The 13,689-nt window shown below is 66.0% G+C and carries 14 protein-coding genes; 5 read left to right on the top strand and 9 right to left on the bottom strand.

Features of this window, described 5'->3' with window-relative positions; translation table 11 throughout:
- Positions 1-77: 77 nt before the first annotated feature.
- Positions 78-824, top strand: coding sequence for a hypothetical protein (locus FPZ54_RS08550; RefSeq protein ID WP_186456968.1), 747 nt, complete (start codon positions 78-80; stop codon positions 822-824).
- Here the strand turns inward: FPZ54_RS08550 and recN are convergent.
- Together recN and FPZ54_RS08540 are read right to left on the bottom strand one after the other, a co-directional pair.
- The gene (gene recN, locus FPZ54_RS08545; RefSeq protein ID WP_145846418.1) at positions 821-2,482 is read right to left on the bottom strand and encodes a DNA repair protein RecN; all 1,662 of its coding nucleotides are present in this window, start codon (positions 2,480-2,482) and stop codon (positions 821-823) included. The two genes, FPZ54_RS08550 and recN, sit on opposite strands and share 4 nt — an antisense overlap.
- A gap of 64 nt (positions 2,483-2,546) precedes the next feature.
- Positions 2,547-3,416, bottom strand: a complete 870-nt coding sequence (locus FPZ54_RS08540) for an outer membrane protein assembly factor BamD (RefSeq protein WP_145846416.1) — start codon at positions 3,414-3,416, stop codon at positions 2,547-2,549.
- A 128-nt stretch (positions 3,417-3,544) separates the two neighbouring features.
- On the opposite strand from FPZ54_RS08540, the gene FPZ54_RS08535 reads away from it, so the two are divergent.
- Both FPZ54_RS08535 and FPZ54_RS08530 read left to right on the top strand, forming a co-directional pair.
- Positions 3,545-4,369, top strand: a complete 825-nt coding sequence (locus FPZ54_RS08535; RefSeq protein WP_145846415.1) for a class I mannose-6-phosphate isomerase — start codon at positions 3,545-3,547, stop codon at positions 4,367-4,369.
- Positions 4,370-4,485: 116 nt separating this feature from the next.
- Complete coding sequence (locus tag FPZ54_RS08530; protein ID WP_145846414.1) at positions 4,486-5,052, top strand: glycine zipper 2TM domain-containing protein; 567 nt, start codon at positions 4,486-4,488, stop codon at positions 5,050-5,052.
- A 50-nt stretch (positions 5,053-5,102) separates the two neighbouring features.
- Here the strand turns inward: FPZ54_RS08530 and FPZ54_RS08525 are convergent, their stop codons facing one another.
- Positions 5,103-5,324: a hypothetical protein gene (locus FPZ54_RS08525; protein WP_145846412.1), complete on the bottom strand. Its 222-nt coding sequence runs from the start codon at positions 5,322-5,324 to the stop codon at positions 5,103-5,105.
- Between the two features lie 195 nt (positions 5,325-5,519).
- Between FPZ54_RS08525 and FPZ54_RS20030 the strand changes: the two genes are divergently transcribed.
- Entirely contained in the window at positions 5,520-6,116 is a 597-nt protein-coding gene (locus tag FPZ54_RS20030; RefSeq protein WP_222428359.1) for a hypothetical protein, read from the top strand.
- Positions 6,117-6,207: 91 nt separating this feature from the next.
- On the opposite strand, the gene FPZ54_RS08515 is transcribed toward FPZ54_RS20030, so the two are convergent.
- From FPZ54_RS08515 to tgt, 4 genes are all read right to left on the bottom strand, one after another.
- A complete protein-coding gene (locus FPZ54_RS08515; protein ID WP_186456967.1) occupies positions 6,208-7,254 on the bottom strand; it encodes a cell wall hydrolase in 1,047 nt (348 codons plus the stop codon).
- 168 nt (positions 7,255-7,422) lie between these two features.
- Positions 7,423-10,266, bottom strand: coding sequence for a M16 family metallopeptidase (locus FPZ54_RS08510; RefSeq protein ID WP_145846411.1), 2,844 nt, complete (start codon positions 10,264-10,266; stop codon positions 7,423-7,425).
- Positions 10,267-10,297: 31 nt separating this feature from the next.
- Positions 10,298-10,507 (bottom strand): hypothetical protein, encoded by a 210-nt coding sequence (locus FPZ54_RS08505; protein WP_145846410.1) that lies wholly within the window; start codon positions 10,505-10,507, stop codon positions 10,298-10,300.
- Between the two features lie 50 nt (positions 10,508-10,557).
- On the bottom strand, positions 10,558-11,688 hold the full coding sequence (tgt, locus tag FPZ54_RS08500; RefSeq protein ID WP_145846409.1) for a tRNA guanosine(34) transglycosylase Tgt: 1,131 nt from the start codon (positions 11,686-11,688) through the stop codon (positions 10,558-10,560).
- 28 nt (positions 11,689-11,716) lie between these two features.
- Here tgt and FPZ54_RS08495 point away from each other — a divergent pair, with 28 nt between their 5' ends.
- Entirely contained in the window at positions 11,717-12,070 is a 354-nt protein-coding gene (locus FPZ54_RS08495) for a cupin domain-containing protein (protein ID WP_145846407.1), read from the top strand.
- Here FPZ54_RS08495 and FPZ54_RS08490 read toward each other — a convergent pair.
- Both FPZ54_RS08490 and FPZ54_RS08485 read right to left on the bottom strand, forming a co-directional pair.
- On the bottom strand, positions 12,044-12,712 hold the full coding sequence (locus tag FPZ54_RS08490) for an HAD hydrolase-like protein (RefSeq protein WP_145846406.1): 669 nt from the start codon (positions 12,710-12,712) through the stop codon (positions 12,044-12,046). The two genes, FPZ54_RS08495 and FPZ54_RS08490, sit on opposite strands and share 27 nt — an antisense overlap.
- On the bottom strand, positions 12,709-13,659 hold the full coding sequence (locus FPZ54_RS08485; RefSeq protein WP_145846404.1) for a cation diffusion facilitator family transporter: 951 nt from the start codon (positions 13,657-13,659) through the stop codon (positions 12,709-12,711). The genes FPZ54_RS08490 and FPZ54_RS08485 overlap by 4 nt, the downstream gene beginning before the upstream one ends.
- Positions 13,660-13,689: the final 30 nt, after the last annotated feature.

The raw sequence follows: 13,689 nt of genomic DNA, 5'->3' as shown, positions 1-13,689 counted from the left end.
ATTGCCAACGCTTCCTTAACCCTGACCTGTCATCAACTTGGCCCAAATCCGGCGATTTTCGGCCGGAGTGGAGCGTGATGATGGGCCGTCGGACGAATGCAATTGCCATCCTGCTGATGCCGCTGGCGCTCGCCGCGTGCGGCGGTGGCAGCGAGGCGGGCAATGTCGACGCGCTCGACGACGAGATCGGCGGCAATTCGGCCGATCCGGCGCTGATGGGAGCGCTGCAGGACCAGATCATGGTCGATCCGCAGCTCGCCCAACAGTCCAACAAGGACGCGATCCGTCCGCCGAGCCAGCCCTATTCGGCGCCGATCCCCTCGGACACCGTCGCCGCCGCCAAGGCCGCAATGCCCGCCGACGGCGAACTGCTCAAGGCACCCGACCCGGTGGAGGGCAAGTGCGACGCCTGCGACGCCCAGGACAAGTCGGTGACGCTCGCCGGTCTCGCCGGGGGGCAAAAGGACCGCCGCACGTCGGAATGCGCATCGAAGTTGAACTATTCGGCAGGTTGGGCAGCGCGCCTCCCCGCCGACATGCCGCTCCATCCCCAGGCCCGGGTGATCGAGGCGGCCGGAGCGGAAGGTGGTCAGTGCGGACTGCGCGTCGTCACCTTCTCGACGCCGCAACCGCTCCAGACGATGATCGACTGGTACTACACCCGAGCCGTCCGTGGTGGCTATTCGGCCGAGCACCAGCTCAAGGACGGCCAGCATGTGCTGGGCGGGACCAGGGCGAAGGACGATTCGGCCTATGTCGTGTTCCTGTCGGCGCGCGGGGATGGCGGCACCGATATCGATCTGATCGCCAACCGCGGCGGCTAGGCCGCTTCGAGCAGCCGCTCGGCCTGGGCCCGCGCCTCGTCGGTAATCTGCGCACCCGACAGCATCCGGGCGATTTCTTCCCGCCGTTCGGCATCGTCGAGCTGCCGCACCCCGGTCCGGGTCACCAGCCCGTCATGGCTCTTGGCGATCAGCAGATGGTGGGCGCCCCGCGCCGCGACCTGCGGACTATGCGTCACCACCAGCAGCTGCGTCCCCGACGCCAGCCGCGCCAGCCGCTCGCCGATTGCGCTGGCGACGGCGCCGCCCACCCCGCGGTCGATCTCGTCGAAGATCAGCGTCCGCGCGCCGCCCTCCTCGGCCAGCGCGACCTTGAGCGCGAGGATGAAGCGCGAGAGTTCGCCGCCCGACGCGATCTTGATCAGCGGGGCGAAGGGCGCGCCGGGGTTGGTCGACACCTCGAACTCCACCCGGTCGCGGCCCGAAGCGGACCATTGGTCGCGGGGCAACGACTCGACAGTCGTGCGAAACTTAGCGGCGTCGAGCTTGAGCGGCGCCAGTTCCCCCGCAACCGCAGCGTCGAGCCGCGCGGCGGCGGCGGATCGGGCGGCCGACAGGGTTTCGGCAGCGGCGACATAGGCCGATTCGGCGGCAGAGACCTGCGCCTCCAGTTGGGCGATCGTCCCTTCGCCGCCCTCGATCCGGGCAAGCCGCGCGGCGAACGTCTCGGCCAGATCGGCAAGATCGTCGGGCTGGACGCGGTGTTTGCGGGCCAGGCCGCGCAACTCGAACAGACGGGCCTCGTCCGCCTCCAGCGCAGCAGGGTCGAACGCCAGTGCCTCGGCGGCGGTGTCGATATTGTCTTGCGTCGCACCGCCCTCGACCAGCGCGAGATCCAGTGCGGCGAGCGCTTCGCCGAGCGCCGGATGATCCTCGGCAACCCGTTCCAGGATGCGGGCTGCCTGGCGCAGCCGAGTCAGCGCTCCATCGGACCCGTCGAGGAGGTCGGCGATCTGCTGGAGTTCCCCCGCAATTCGCTCGCCGCGCTGCATCGTTGCCCGCCGCTCCGCCAGGACCGCCTCCTCTCCCGATTCGGGCGCCAGCGCCTGGAGTTCTCCCACCGCATGTTCCAGCCATTCGCGATCCCGTGCCGCGGTTTCCTGCTCGGATCGCGCGATTGCCAGCGCCTCATCGGCTTCACGGAGCTTGCGATATGCGGTCGCGACTGCATTCACGTCGAGACGCCCGAAACTGTCGAGCAGTGCGCGATGGCCGCGCGGGTTGAGCAGGCCGCGATCGTCATGCTGGCCGTGAATTTCGACTAGCAGGCCACCAAGTTCGCGCAGCAGGCCGGCCGACGCGGGCTGATCGTTGACATAGGCCCGGCTGCCGCCATCGGCCTTTACCAGGCGGCGAATGGTGAGGGGCTCGGACGGGTCGTGGTCAAGTCCGCTCTCACCCAGCAACGTCGCGACCGCTGTGGGATCGGTCAGTTCGAAGCTGGCGGTGACGACGGCTTGCGACGCCCCCTGACGGACCAGGCCGCTGTCGGCACGGGCGCCGAGCGCAAGGCCAAGCGAATCGAGCAGGATCGACTTGCCCGCCCCGGTTTCCCCGGTCAGCACGCCAAGCCCGGTGCCGAAGTCGAGGTCGAGCGCCTCGATCAACACCACGTCGCGGATGGACAATGCGGTCAGCATCGGCCCGCACTACCCCTTTTTGTTCCGCCTTGGGAGAGGCGATTCACCGGGGCAGCGCGAAAGCTCAGTTCGTCTCGTCGGTCGGCGACGCGGGACGCTGGGGTTCGTCGCGTACCGGACGTTCTGCGGGCGCCGCGAGTGCCGGGACTGGAACCGGCTCGCCATGCTTCTGGACCAGTTCATAGGCCCGCTCATACCATTGCGTACCCGGATAGTTGGCGCCGAGCACCGCTGCCGACTTCTTCGCCTCGTCCTTGATCCCGAGCGCCAGATAGCTTTCGGTCAGACGCATCAACGCCTCCGGCGTGTGGGTCGTCGTCTGATACTGATCGATCACGATGCGGAAGCGCATGACCGAGGCGAGCCACTGCCCTTTCGTCTGATAATAGCGCCCGACCTCCATCTCCTTGCCGGCGAGGTGGTCGCGGACCAGGTCGATCTTGAGGCGCGCATCGGCGGCGTAGCGCGTGTTGGGATAACGGCGATTGAGTTCGCCCAGCGCGTCGAGCGCCTGCTGGGTGATCTTCTGGTCGCGGGTTACGTCGCTGACCTGCTCATAATAGCTGAGCGCGATCAGATAATAGGCATAGGGCGCGTCGCGGTTACCCGGATGCACCGCCAGGAAGCGTTGTGCCGACTGGATCGCCTGGGTGTAATTCTTGTCGAGATAATAAGCGAAGGCGCCCATCAGCTGCGCGCGGCGCGCCCAGACCGAATAGGGATGCTGCCGCTCGACCTCGTCGAACAGCGCGGCGGCGAGCTTGTACTGCCCCTTGTCCAGCCGGTCCTTCGCCGCCGTGTACAGCGTGCCGACGTCGCGGGCGACATAGGGCAGGTCGGCACGGGTGCCGCCGCCGCGCGCACAACCGGCGATGGGAAGGGCCAGCACGGCAAGAGCGACCAGCGAGAGCGAGCGGGTGGAAAGCATACGCATTGCGCAGGTTCTTAGCCGAGGGTTGCGTACTGGCGAAATGTTTTTTGGCGATGCTTGCGGTGAAGTGGATCGGTGCGCAGAATTCGGGCGTTGTCGCGATGCTTCGACGCGCATTTCCTGGAGGACCGATGCCCGCGCAATTGCTCGCTACGCACCGTGTGGAAAAGCCTTGGGGACGTCATCGCCTGTGGCCCGGGTTTGACGATCCTGCACCGGGCGGGGAACCTGTGGGCGAGGTGTGGTTCCAGACTCCGGGCGATGCCGCGCCGGACCTGCTGATCAAATATCTGTTTACCAGCGAAAAATTGTCGGTGCAGGTGCATCCCGACGACGATGCGGCGCATCTGCGCGGGTTGCCGCGCGGTAAGGACGAATGCTGGGTGATTCTCGCCGCGGAGTCCGATTCGACGATCGCCCTCGGCCCCCGCGAAAGCGTGGACGCCGAAACCCTGCGTGCGGCGGCGATCGATGGATCGATCGAGGGACTACTCGACTGGAAGCCGGTACGGGCGGGTGATGTGATTTATGCGCCATCGGGTACGGTCCATGCGATCGGGGCCGGTCTCACCCTGATCGAAGTGCAGCAGAACAGCGAAACCACCTATCGCCTCTATGATTATGGGCGACCGCGCGAATTGCACCTGGATGACGGGATCGCGGTGGCCGACCTGGAGCCATGGACCCCCGCGCCGACGCCGGGCGAGGTGGAGGCCGGGCGGACGATATTGGTCGAGGGGCCGAAATTCGTGCTGGAGCGCTGGGGTGGCGGGGATCGGGCGATCCGGCTGCCCCATGGGGTGACCGGCTGGCTGATTCCGGTGCGCGGCGCGGGTGAGGTCGATGGCGTGGCATGGCAGGCGGGAGAGTGCGTAACCGTAACCGGCAGCGCGGTGCTTACCGCCTCCACCGATAGCGACCTGCTGTTCGCCTATCCGGGCGCGCAACGCATGTGAAATTGGGGCATCTGAAGCTGGCCGGGCGATGAACGCGGGGTAGTTTTCGGTTCACGCAACCGCCGCAATATCCCGGTCGTTCTGGTGCACATCCAAAAGTTGCAGGAGTGTATCCAATGCGTACCCCGATGATCGCCGCGATGATGGCATCGGTCGTACTGACCCCCGTCCCGGCCCTTGCCCAACAGACCCCGCGCGACTCCAACCGCGAATATCGTGAAGAAGTGCGCGATGCGCAGCGCGATTATCGCCGCGACCTGCGCCGTGCCGATTCGCCGCGCGAGCGCCGCCAGGCTCAGCGCGAATATCAGCGCGAACTGCGCGATGCCCGCCAGGATCGCCGTGCGGATCGTCGCGACTGGCGCCAGTATCGCAACTACGACTGGAACCGCCCTGCGCGCGGCCAGCGCGCCTATTATGCCGACGATTATTATCGCGACGGCCGCTATTATCGCGAACGTCGCCTGACGCGGCAGGACCGTATCTATCGCGGTCGCGACGGGCGTTATTATTGCCGTCGCAGCGACGGGACGACGGGCCTGATCGTCGGCGGCATCGCCGGTGGCTTCCTGGGCAATGCGCTGACCAACGGACGTTCGAGCGTGCTCGGGACGTTGCTGGGCGCTGCGGGTGGCGCGGCCCTTGGCGCGTCGATCGACCGCGGCAACATGCGCTGCCGCTGATCCTCGGACACAGAGCGGGGTTCGGGAAACCGGACCCGCTCTGGGTCAGATCAGAGGATGAAACCGCCGAGCCAGAGCCGCACGCCGCCGACGATCAGCACGACGATATTGAGGTTTCGACCCGTGTTCGACTCCGACAAGGCGCCAAGGGCTAGGCCCAGGATCGCGAGCGGAACGACCAGCCAGTTGAGCCAGCCGAGCAGCGGGATGAGGCCGATCAGCATCACCGGAAAGGCGACGATGCCGACGATGAGCGAGAGCAGATTAAGCATGACGGCGAAGATGCGACATGCGAGGTGTTTTGGCAAGATAAAACACGTTGTGCGTTAACGATTATGAACGGAGCTTTCGCGATTGCGACACGCCGCGACACAAAAGCGACATTCCGGTCAAATCATTGCGACATGCGCCGGCAATAACGGAGACAGCCGCAGAGGCGGCCAGGGATTTGAATGAGGAGAAGGTCGATGAACAAGAAGTTTGCATTGATGATCGCCGGTCTCGGCATCGCCGCCGCCACCGTTCCTGCCGCGACCGCACAGGCCGGGTGGCAGAGTATCAACCAGCGCCAGGCGCAACTGGAGCAGCGGATCAACCAGGGTCTGCGCAATGGCCAGCTGACGCGCGCCGAGGCGACGCGCCTGCGCGCCGAATATCGCGGGATCGCCCAGCTTGAGGTTCGCTATCGCCGGTCGGCGCCCGGGCTGACGATCGCCGAGCGCCGCGACCTCGACCGCCGGTTCGACGTGCTGTCGCGCAAGATCCGCGTCGAACGCCGCGACAATCAGAACCGGCCTGGCGCGGACAATGGCTGGTGGAACATCAACCAGCGGCAAGCGATTCTCGATCGTCGCATCGACCAAGGCGTGCGGAGCGGACAGATCACCCGCGCCGAGGCTGTCCGTCTGCGGGCGGAGTTTCGCGGCATCGCTGCGCTCGAAGCGCGCTATCGCCAGAGCCGCCCGGGTCTGACGATGGCAGAGCGGGCGGATCTCGACCGCCGCTTCGATGCGCTGGCGCGCAAGATCCGGTGGGAGCGTCGGGACTGGGAGCGTCGCCGCTAAGCCAAGGCGTCTCTGAATGAATGGACGGCCCCCGCGCGCATGTGCGGGGGCCGTTTCGTGCTGGAGTTTGGCCCACGAAGCTGAACCGACTCTAGCGAATCGGCTGACCGCTGTCCTTCCACTTGTCGAGAATCTGCGATTCCGCGGGTGCGGCATAGCGCGCAAGAACGTCGCCGCTCTCGGCGGGTTCGCGGCGCGCGGAGGCCGAAGGCTGCCGCTTAGGCACCTGTTCGGCGGCGGGGCGCAGCATTGGATTGCCGGGTCGCTGCACGGCGTCCGCAACGGCTACTGACGTGGGGACAGGGGCGGGCTTCGCTACGACCGGGGCAGTGGCGGTTCGCGCCGTCGGGCCGGGGATCGGCTCGCCGCCGCGATACGCCTGGGTGAAGGCGGCGCCGGTCCCCCAATAGCCCTTCCAACGGTGGAAGAAATGCGCGCCGAACACGCCGGTCATCACCAGGCTCTTGTTCCAGCGCGGGGTCACTGCGTGGGTATGATAGTGCGTTGCCATGCCCACAGGTGCGAAGACCTCGCCCGCCAGAGCGGCCGATGCGACGCGCGCGGCCCGGTCCCAATAAGTCCGCTCGGGCTTGCGTGCCATTGCGCCGTCGCAGGCAAAGCTGAACTGACAGCCCGACTTTTCGGACCCCTGAAAGACAACGCCACAGACCGTGCCGGGGAAGGTCGGGTGGCGGACCCGATTGAGGATAACCTGCGCGACCGCGCGCTGGCCATCCTCCGGCTCGGTCGCGGCCTCATAATAGATGGCGGTGATAAGGCATTGCAGCGCGCGCGCCCTGTCCTGGGCCGAGCCGCGCAAATCGAAGGGCGGGGCGGGACGGATCGTCGGATCCGCCGCTGCATCATCCGGAACCGGGGTATCGGGCAGTTCTACCGTGCCGGTCGATCCCAGCGATGGCGAGCCGCTGCCGTCGTCCGCGAGCTGGTAGAAGGCGGCGCCGGGGAAGTGGTCGTCGGCTTCATAGCCGGTCGGTTGGGGACCGACGGCGCGCGCGCCCTGTTGCGAGGCGTGGAGCGCGGTCAGGCCGGCATGTGCGGAGAATCCGGCACCGACCAGCGACGCGATCAACGCCGCTGCCAGTCCCCGAAGCTGAAGTCGCGTCATCCGTCGCAGCATGTCTGTCCCGCCGGGAAGGCTTCCCGAGCCTGCCATAGCGCCGCGGACCTTTATTTTCTGCTGCCGATTTCACCGCGTCCCAAGGTGAAACGATTGATAGTTAAGCTAATATTAGGGATGAAGGGCCCCGCAACCACGCCCCTCCCCTGAGGGGGAGGGGCTTTGGAATCACTTCAACGTGGCGCTGTCGAGATTCAGGGCGCTGGCCGGAATTACCTCCAACTGCGGATAGGTCTTGCGAAGCGCGTCGACGAACTGCTTTGAATCGCCGACTACGACGATGCTGGCGCTGCTGGGATCGAGCACCTTCTTCGCCGCCGCTTGCACCGCTGCCGGATCGACGCCCTGGATCGCGGGGATATAGGTCTGCAACGTATCCAGGGGGACGCCGTCGGCGACATAATCGGCGAGCGCCCCGGCGATTCCGTCGGTGCGCTCGATCCGGCGGCCGAAGCTGCCCACCAATACGGCCTTGCGCGAATCGAGTTCAGTCTCGGGGACCGGGGCGGCACCCAGCGCCTTCATCTCTGCGGCGATCAGCGCGACGACTTCGGGCGCGGAGGGGTTCTTGGTCTGAGTCGATGCGGTGACGATCCCCGGAGCGCGGCGTGCATCGACGCTGCTGCCCGCGCCATAAGCGAGGCCGCGCTTGATGCGGATTTCGCGGTTGAGGCGTGAGGTGAAGCCGACGCCGAGCGTGGCATTGGCGACCTGTGCGGCGTAGAAATCCTTGTCGTCGCGTGCGATGCCGGGGCGGGCGACGACCACGCCAGCCTGACCGGCTTCGGGCAGGTCGACGACGATCACCCGGGGGCTTGGCGTGGCGGCCGCCGTCGCGGCCCTGATGCGTGTGTCCGCTTTCCAGTCGCCGAACAGCTTCTTCGCCTGCTCGACGGCATCCTTTTGTGCGATGTCGCCCACGATCACGAGGGCTGCCTTATCTGGCTGCCACGCGTCACCATAGGCATCCGCGATGTCACTGCGCGAGATTTTTGGCAGCGAGGTCGGGTTGCCCGACAGCATGTGGCCATAGGGTGCCGCGCCGAACACTGCGCGGTTCGCGACGATCCCGGCGAGCGCTGCCGGGTCTTTGAGCTGGACGGTAACGCCGTCCAGCGTCTGTTTGCGGGCGCGCTCCAGCTCTTCCTGAGCGAAGGCCGGATTGCGCGCGACATCGGCGAGCACGGTCAGCGCGGGTTCGACCTGATCGGCCTTGACGGTAACCGTGGCGAAGGCGGCATCCCAGTCCGCGCCCGCGCCGATCGAGCCGCCGAGCGATTCGATCTGCTGCGCGATCTGTTCGGCCGAGCGGGTCGCCGTACCCTTGGTCAACAGTTCGGCGGTGAGCGCGGCGGTCCCTGCCTTGCCCTGCGGATCGCTCGCGCCGCCCGCGGGGGCCACCACGGTGGCGGTGACGATCGGAAGATCGCGTTTTTCGACCACGATCACCCGTATCCCATTGGCGAGCCTGGTCTCGTTCGCGACGGGAATGATGGGGGAGACCGGCGCGGCAGGAGCTGGGACGGCAATCCGTTCCGCTTCGCTCGCGGCAGTGTGGATGACGATGTCCTTCGGCGCGACGAGTGGCGCGACCTTGACGGTCGATGCCACGCCAACGCTGTCCCCCTTCGCGCCCTGTGCCATCGCATCGGGGAGGTAGATGATCGCAGCGGACTGGTTGTCGCCCAGATAGTTGCGCGCGACGCGCTGGACGTCGGCGGCGGTGACCCGGGCGATCTCCGCAAGCTGGCGGTCGCTATGGCGCGGGTCGCGATCGATGATGATCGAGGCGGCAAGGGTCGATGCCTTGCCTTCCGCGGTCTCACGGCTGCGCAGCGCCGAAGTGAGGATTTCGTTCTTCGCCTCGGCGAGTTCGGCGTCGCTTACCGGCGTATCACGAAGCGCTGCGATTTCGCGCCGCATCGCTGCCTCGCCATCCTGTGCCGACTTTCCGCCGGCCAGGATCGCGTACATGGCGTAGGCGCCGGTCGATTGGCGCGAATCGAGGAAGGTGTCCGCCTGTGCGACGAGCTGGTCGCGATAGACGAGGTTGCGGTAGAGCCGCGAATTCTCGCCACCCGACAGGATGCCGTCGAGGACGGTGAGCGCGGGAAGATCGGGGTGGTTATCGGGCGGAAGCTGATAGCTGAGCAGCACGGCGGGGAGCGGCGTATTGGGTTCATAGACCGTCTGACGCACCGCCGTGGTGCGAGCCGGTTCGCTGACAGTCACGCGCGGGATCGGCCGGTTCGGCTTGGCGATCGGCGCGAAATATTTGTCTACCCATTTGTCCAGCTGCGCCGGATCGAAATTGCCGGCCACGACCAGCACGGCGTTGTCGGGGCGGTAATAGGTCGCGTGAAAGGCGCGAATATCATCGATATTCGCGGCGTCCAGGTCTTCGATGCTGCCGATTCCGGGGCGGGCATAGGGGTGAACGCTGTAGGAGATGTTGGGGAAATAGACGTAGAAGAGCTTGCCATAGGGCTGCGCCAGCACGCGGCTGCGCAGTTCCTCCTTCACCACATCGCGTTCGGAGGCAAAGACCTTTTCGTCGACGACGAGGCTCGCCATGCGGTCGGCTTCCGCGAACAGCAGGCGCTCGAGATGGTTGGCCGGGACCACCTCGTAATAGTTGGTATAATCCGCGTTGGTCGATGCGTTGTTATAGCCACCGACATCCTCGGTCAGCCGGTCCATCTGCTCGTCGACCAGGTTGCGCGTACCCTTGAACATCAGATGTTCGAACATGTGGGCAAAGCCCGATTTGCCCGCCGGATCGTCCTTGCTGCCGACATCGTACCAGACCTGGACCGAGACATTGGCCGTCGAAGTGTCGCGGATCGCATAGACCTTGAGGCCATTGGGCAGCGTCCGCTCGGTGAAATCGAGCGGTGCGACGGCGATCTGCTCCTGCTTCTGCGCCGCAGGGACGGGGGCCGCTTGCTGTGCCTGCACGGAGAAGGGGAGCAGGGCGGCACCCAGGAACAGGGCGGTGCGGGTCAGACGCATAGGGCTTGGTCTCCGAAGGGAGGGAAGGGGGTCAGTCTTTCTTGCGGCTGCGCGCGGCGTAGATCACGGCGGCGGCGAGTGCCGCCGAACCGATACCGATGCCGATTTTCGCCAGCGGCCATTTCCTTGCGTCGCCGGGTCGGGGCGTTCCTTCCGCCCGCTCGGCGACTTCGCGCGCCTGGCGGGCGGTGGCGGTGATTTCGTTGGCGATTTCGGCGTCGTCGTCGGTCTTGTCGGTCACTGGATACTCCTTGATCGCGCAGAAGTAGGACAGTGACGCAGCACGCGCAATCAGCTCCGATTCTCATAATATTGCGCACGAAACGCGTTGGCGAAGGCGGTCAGGCGCCCCTTGCCGATCGCGGCGCGCAGATCGGCCATCAGCGACTGATAGAAATGCAGATTATGCTCGGTCATCAGCATCGCGCCGAGGATTTCGCCCGACCGGACGAGGTGGTGCAGATAGGCGCGGCTCCAGTTAGCGCAGACAGGACAAGCGCATTGCGCATCGATCGGCTCCTGATCCTCGGCAAATTTAGCGTTGCGGATGTTGATCGGGCCATTGGCCGTGAACCCCTGACCGGTGCGGCCCGAACGGGTCGGGAGAACGCAGTCGAACATGTCGATGCCGCGCTCGACCGCGCCGACGATGTCGTCGGGCTTGCCCACACCCATCAGATAGCGCGGCTTGGCGGCATCGAGCTGGCCGGGGGCGTAATCGAGCACGCCGAACATCGCCTCCTGTCCTTCGCCCACCGCGAGGCCGCCGACCGCATAGCCGTCAAAGCCGATATCGAGCAGCGCATCGGCGCTCGCCTTCCGCAGATCCTGGTCGAGCGCACCCTGCTGGATCCCGAAAAGTGCGTTGTTCGCGGCATGATCGCCGCCGGCGTCGAATGCGTCGCGGGAGCGCTTCGCCCAGCGCATCGAGCGCTCCATCGCGGCCGCCTGCACCTCGCGCGTCGACGTCGTCGGTACGAGCTCGTCGAAGGCCATGACGATGTTCGAGCCGAGCAGCCGCTGAATCTCCATCGAGCGTTCGGGGCTGAGCAGGTGGCGCGAGCCGTCGAGATGCGACTTGAAGACGATCCCTTCCTCGCTGCGTTTGGTAAGGTCGGACAGGCTCATCACCTGATAGCCGCCGCTGTCGGTGAGGATCGGGCGATCCCAGCCCATGAAGCGATGCAGCCCGCCGAGGCGATCGATCCGCTCCGCGGTCGGGCGGAGCATGAGATGATAGGTGTTACCGAGGATGATGTCGGCGCCCGAAGCGCGTACATCCCTAGGCTTCATCGCCTTGACGGTGGCTGCGGTGCCGACGGGCATGAAGGCAGGCGTGCGGATCTCGCCGCGCTGCATCGCGATCGTTCCGGTACGCGCCTTGCCGTCGGTGGCGTGGATGGTGAAAGTGAAGCGGGACATGCGCGTCCGATGCTGTGTTGAGGGGATAATGGCAAGCAAAGCCGATGAAAAGGGCGTGGTTCCGCCTGTCGCCAATCTGTTTGCCGATCTGCCCGATGCGCGGACAAGCGAGGTGTTCAGTGCAGTACTCGCCCGGCCGGGGCTGCGGATCGAGCGGATCGTCTCGCACGGCCAGACGACGCCGGAGGATGCGCCCTTCGTCCAGGTCGAGGACGAATGGGTCCTGCTGCTGCGGGGAAGTGCGGGCATCCGAATCGAGGGCAGCGGGGAGGTCGCACTGAAGCCGGGCGACCATCTGCTGATTCCCGGCGGCAAGCGCCACTGGGTGACGCGAACCGCCCCGGACGCGCCGACCCTATGGCTCGCGATCCATCTGGGCTGACTGACGCACGAACGCCACGACCTGATCGGGGGTCGCAAAGGCGATGTCGGGGTTGAGGTGGGCGAATGCCTCAGGCTCGGCATAACCCCATAGCACCGCCCCGGCTCGGATGCCGACTTCGCGTGCCGCGTCGATGTCGCGGGTCTCGTCGCCCAGCGAGACCATCTGTCCGACGGGGATGCCACTCGCTCGAACGATCTTGCGGAATTTGGGCGCCTTACCGAATAAGGATGCGCCACAGGCCCACCAGCTGAACCGTGCGGCGTTGTCCGGACCCAGCACCGCGCGGGCGTTCGCCTCGCTGTTCGACGTGACCAGGGCGAGGGGAATGCCCATCGCTTCGATCTGCGCGAGCATTTCGCTCACCCCGTCGAACAGCTTCACCTGATGCGTATTGCGGCCGAACAGGCGGCGGACGTAGCGGGAGATGAAGGGCAGCTTCCACCGCGGGATGCGCAAATGGCTGATCACATCGCGCGAGCTCATCTTGCGCATCGGCTCGATCTCGTGTGGCGCGACACGGCGGAAGCCGTAGCGGTCGGACAAATGATCGATGATCGACAGGAACCAGCCGCCGCTATCGGACAGTGTGCCATCGAAATCGAAGATGACGAGACGCAGCGGCGCGGGCGCTTCAGTCATGGGCGCCCGCCATGGCCGGATTGAAGACCGCATGGATCATGATCGCCCATCTCGATCTGCAACGTTGTATGGCGAATGCCGAAGTCATGCGCCAGCCTGTGCTGCGCGTCGTGGAGGAAGGCGTCGCCCGGATGCCCCCCTGGCATCAACAGGTGCGCGGTGAGCGCCACCTCGGTCGTGCTCATCGGCCAGATGTGCAGATCGTGGACACGGGTGACGCCGGGCAGCCCAGCGATCGACGCCTCGACCTTGTCCGGATCGATCCCCGGCGGGACGGCGTGGAGCGCCATCACCACCGAATCGCGCAGCAGGCCCCAGGTGCTCCACAGGATGACGATAACGATCAACAGGCTGATTGCGGGATCGATCCACGCGGCGTTGGTCAGCAGGATCAGGCCGCCTGCGACGACCACACCCGCCGACACGGCCGCATCCGCCGCCATGTGGAGATAGGCGCCGCGGATGTTGAGATCGTCCTTGGCGCCGCGCACGAACAGCATCGCGGTGGCTGTGTTGATGACGATACCGACGCCTGCGACGATCATGACGGTCAGGCCCGGAACGGGGGTCGGGTCGCTGAATCGCCGCACCGCCTCAAGGGCGATGGCGCCGACCGCGAACAGCAGCAATACGGCGTTGGCCAGCGCGCCTAGGATCGTCGAGCTGCTGAGCCCATAGGTGAAGCGGCGCGAGGCGGGGCGCCGGGCGAGCGAGGCGCCGCCCCAGGCGATCAGCAGGCCGAGCACATCCGAAAGATTATGGCCCGCATCGGCGAGTAGCGCCATCGACCCGGTGGCGATTCCCGCAAGCCCCTCGACCAGCACGAAGCCGAGATTGAGAATCGTACCGATCGCAAAGGCGCGTCCGAAATCCCTTGGCGCATGGCTATGGCCATGATGCCCGTGGCCATGTGCGGCGGGGCCGTGGTGATGGTGTGAGCCGTGCATCGGCATCACCTTAACCGCAGTGCAGCATGT

Source organism: Sphingomonas suaedae (assembly GCF_007833215.1).
Lineage (GTDB): Bacteria > Pseudomonadota > Alphaproteobacteria > Sphingomonadales > Sphingomonadaceae > Sphingomonas > Sphingomonas suaedae.
This window is presented reverse-complemented; position numbering and strand designations above follow the sequence as displayed.